At 62.0% G+C, this 3,752-nt stretch carries 3 protein-coding genes; 1 reads left to right on the top strand and 2 read right to left on the bottom strand.

Features of this window, described 5'->3' with window-relative positions; genetic code table 11:
- The coding region (locus tag EN906_RS26300) for a methylmalonyl-CoA mutase family protein (RefSeq protein ID WP_245484336.1) at positions 1-849 on the bottom strand (849 nt) is incomplete at its 3' end.
- Entirely contained in the window at positions 846-2,288 is a 1,443-nt protein-coding gene (locus tag EN906_RS26295; protein ID WP_127269966.1) for a methylmalonyl-CoA mutase subunit beta, read from the bottom strand. The genes EN906_RS26300 and EN906_RS26295, both read right to left, overlap by 4 nt.
- Positions 2,289-2,597: 309 nt before the next feature.
- Here EN906_RS26295 and EN906_RS26290 point away from each other — a divergent pair.
- A partial coding sequence (locus EN906_RS26290; protein ID WP_127375484.1) for a helicase HerA-like domain-containing protein occupies positions 2,598-3,752 on the top strand: 1,155 nt, incomplete at its 3' end.

Below are 3,752 nucleotides of genomic sequence, written 5' to 3'. Positions count from 1 at the left end.
TTCCATGAAAAAATTCATGCCGATGGCCCAGAAGAAGGACAGGCGAGGCGCAAAGCGGTCGATGTCGAGGCCCGCCGCGACGCCGGCGCGGGCATATTCGATGCCATCGGCGATCGTGTAGGCGAGCTCAAGGTCGGCCGTCGCGCCGGCCTCCTGCATGTGATAGCCGGAGATCGATATCGAATTGAACTTCGGCATGTTCTTCGATGTGTATGAGAAGATGTCCGACACGATCCGCATCGAAGGCTTTGGCGGATAGATGTAGGTGTTGCGGACCATGAACTCCTTCAAAATGTCGTTCTGAATGGTCCCGGCGAGATCCCTCTGTGCAACGCCCTGTTCTTCCGCGGCGACGATGTAAAGCGCCATGATCGGCAGCACCGCGCCGTTCATCGTCATCGATACCGTCATCTCGTCGAGCGGAATGCCGTCGAAGAGCTGCCGCATGTCGAGGATGGAATCGATGGCGACGCCCGCCATGCCGACATCGCCGGCAACACGCGGATGGTCGCTGTCATAGCCGCGATGCGTGGCGAGATCGAAGGCGACCGACAGCCCCTTCTGGCCGGCGGCAAGGTTGCGCCGGTAAAAGGCGTTGGAATCTTCGGCCGTCGAGAAACCGGCATATTGCCGGATCGTCCAGGGCTGCTGGACATACATGGTCGGGTAGGGGCCGCGCACGAAGGGTGGCAGGCCGGGATAGGTGTCGAGATGCGGCAACCCCTTGAGGTCGCTTTGATTGTACAGATGCTTGGCAATGAGCCCTTCCGGCGTGGTCCGCTGGCCTTTGACCTCGACAGGCGTGCGGCGTGGCGGGACCCAGCCGATCTGGCCGAAGTCCGGGATCAAGAGCCGGCTCCGATCGATTGGTCGACGCGGACTGGAAACAGCGGCTCGCAAACGGCAACGCCTTCGGTGAAGGCCGGTCGCCGTTCCGCCGCCAGCGTCTCGACGGGGCGTTCGTTCTTCGATGGATAGAGCGTGGTGCCGATGATGGCCCGTTCACCTGTGCGGTAGGCTGCATTGCGCTGCTCCGCCGCTGCGTGAACGCGCTTCTGGATGTGTCCGTCCTGAAGGCTGGACAGGACACCGCCCTCGGCTTCGATCGTCTGCAACTCCGCCCAGGCCAGTTCGCACAATTCCGCGGTCAGCGCTTCCACAGCGCCGGAACCATAGGCGGGATCGGTGACATGATCGATATGGCTTTCATTGGCCATGATCAGCTGCGTGTTGCGGGCAACACGACGGGCAAAACCCGCCGGCAGACCGTGCGCGATCGTGTGCGGCAGGATGGAGATCGAATCGGCGCCGCCGCACGCCGCGGCAAAGCATGCAATGGTGGTGCGCAGGATGTTGGTCTCCGGGTCCATCGCCGTCATCATGCGAAACGACGTCTCGGCATGGATACTGGCCGTGGATGTCGGGATCGAACAAGCCTCCTGCACCCGCGCCCAGAGCCTGCGCAGCGCCCGCATCTTGGCTATCGAGAGCAACTGGTCCTGGTCGACGCTGAGTGCAAAACCGATATGAGGTGCGGCATAGACAAGCGGCTGCCGCGCCGTCTCGAACATTCTGAGGTAGGAGACAGCCGAAGCCAGCATGATGCCAAGTTCCTGCGCTTCCGTGGCGCCGGCATTGTGGAACACGCGCCCGTCAGCTTCCAGCAGCACGCCCGGAACGCCCATCGCGAAGAAATGCGCCAGCGACTGCGGCATGGAGGCCCGCAGCGCCTCGATCGACATGCGCAGCCGACCGGTTCCCGCGAAGATCGCTGCTGGATCGATGCCGAAGGAGAGGTTGAGTTTTGCCGGGTCCGACCGCCGCTTGCTCAGGAAAGCGACCAGCCAGTCGGCCACGGCGCGGCTCCAGGGATGGGCGTCGATACGAACCTGGATGCGGTTGAGCGGAATGCCGTCCAGCACCGCCTCCAACGCCTCCGCCGTTCTCGGCAAGCCGTATCCGAACGCGTTCGGCGCCCCCTCGAAGACCAGCGACAATCCCGTGGCACCCTGTGCCACATCCTCCAGCGCTTGGCTTTTGGCGCGGTTGGTGTCGGGATCGTCGACTCGCTGGCTGACGATCCATGGCGATTTCGGGTTTGCGCGTACGATCGGTTCCGCCGCGGTGCTGCGGTCGTAGAGCGGTTCGATACGGATGTTGTCGTCGCTGTGCGAGACCAGCCTTTCCTCGAAGGAAGCGCCTGCCAAAGCCTTTTCCGCCAATGCGAGCCATCGCTGGCGCTCGATGTTTTCGGGTTCCACGTCCTGGATCAAGGCTCCGGCGCCCATCCGTCCTCCTCGTTTCATACGGCCGCACCAGCCGGGAGCAGTCCAGTCTACGGTCCCTGGTCCGATATCGCAATGCAATGCGCTTCCAGTGACCGGATTCGATCCATCAGATATAGGTCAATCCGCGTGGACGACGATTGCCAAACAGCGGCAAAATCCGCAAGCTCCAAAAACCCGATTTGAACGAATGGGGCGATTTGGGCGAATGGCCCGGATTTGGACGAATGGCATTGTCGCTGTGCAATGGCCTCACTATACCTGCGGCAAGGCCACTGGCTTTAGACACATCAGTTTGCGGAGACCGGACATATGGCTGACGACACCAGTATTTTCATCGGCGCCAGCCGCAAGCCCGACGACAGCTATCAGCGTGCCGAGCAGCTGTTGCTACGATATGGGAATCGTCATGGCCTGGTGACGGGCGCCACCGGTACCGGCAAGACAGTCACCTTGCAGATCCTGGCCGAAGGATTTTCCAACGCCGGCGTGCCTGTGTTCTGCGCCGACATCAAGGGGGATCTGTCGGGCATCGCGATGATGGGCACGGCACAGGATTTCCTCGTCAAGCGGGCCGAACAGGTCAAGCTCGATCCTTATAACTTCCAGGAATTCCCCGTCATCTTCTGGGACTTGTTCGGCGAACAGGGTCATCCGATCCGCGCCACGGTCTCGGAAATGGGGCCGTTGTTGCTGTCGCGCCTGATGAACCTGACCGAGGCGCAGGAAGGCATCATGAACATCGCCTTCCGCCTGGCTGACGAGGAAGGTCTGCTGCTGCTCGACATGAAGGACCTGCAGGCGCTCTTGGCCAACATCGCCGAGCGTGCCGACGAGATCGGCTCGCGCTACGGCAACGTGACGAAGCCATCGGTCGGGGCGATCCAGCGCACGCTGCTGGTCCTGGAGCAACAGGGAGCCGCAAATTTCTTCGGCGAACCGGCACTGCGTATCGCCGATATCATGCGCACCACCCGCGACGGACGCGGCGCCATCAGCGTGCTTGCCGCCGACAAGCTGATGATGAATCCGCGGCTCTACGCGACCTTCCTGCTATGGCTGATGTCGGAACTGTTCGAGGTGCTGCCGGAAGTCGGCGACCCCGACAAGCCGAAGCTGGTGTTCTTTTTCGACGAGGCGCATCTTCTGTTCGACGAAGCACCCAAGGTGCTGATCGATCGCGTCGAACAAGTGGTCCGACTGATCCGCTCGAAGGGCGTCGGCGTCTATTTCGTCACTCAGAACCCGTTGGATATCCCTGAAAAAGTCCTGGCCCAGCTCGGCAATCGCGTCCAGCACGCGCTGCGCGCCTATACGCCGCGTGAGCAGCAGGCGGTGAGGACGGCGGCCGAAACGTTCCGGCCGAATCCCGATTTCGACTGCATGACCGCCATTACCCAGCTTGCCACGGGCGAAGCGCTGGTCTCGACGCTGGAGGCCAAGGGTGTCCCGTCCATGGTGCAGCGG

Origin of the sequence: Mesorhizobium sp. M7A.F.Ca.CA.004.06.1.1 (genome assembly GCF_003999135.1) — a bacterium.
Classification (GTDB): Bacteria; Pseudomonadota; Alphaproteobacteria; order Rhizobiales; family Rhizobiaceae; genus Mesorhizobium.
Note: the sequence above shows the minus strand (reverse complement) of the source record. Positions and strands in the feature narration are given on the sequence as shown.

Bases quoted from the DNA above. Each gene is read 5' to 3' on its own strand.
- EN906_RS26295 (WP_127269966.1), bottom strand. From the start codon at position 2,288: ATGGGCGCCGGAGCCTTGATCCAGGACGTGGAACCCGAAAACATCGAG.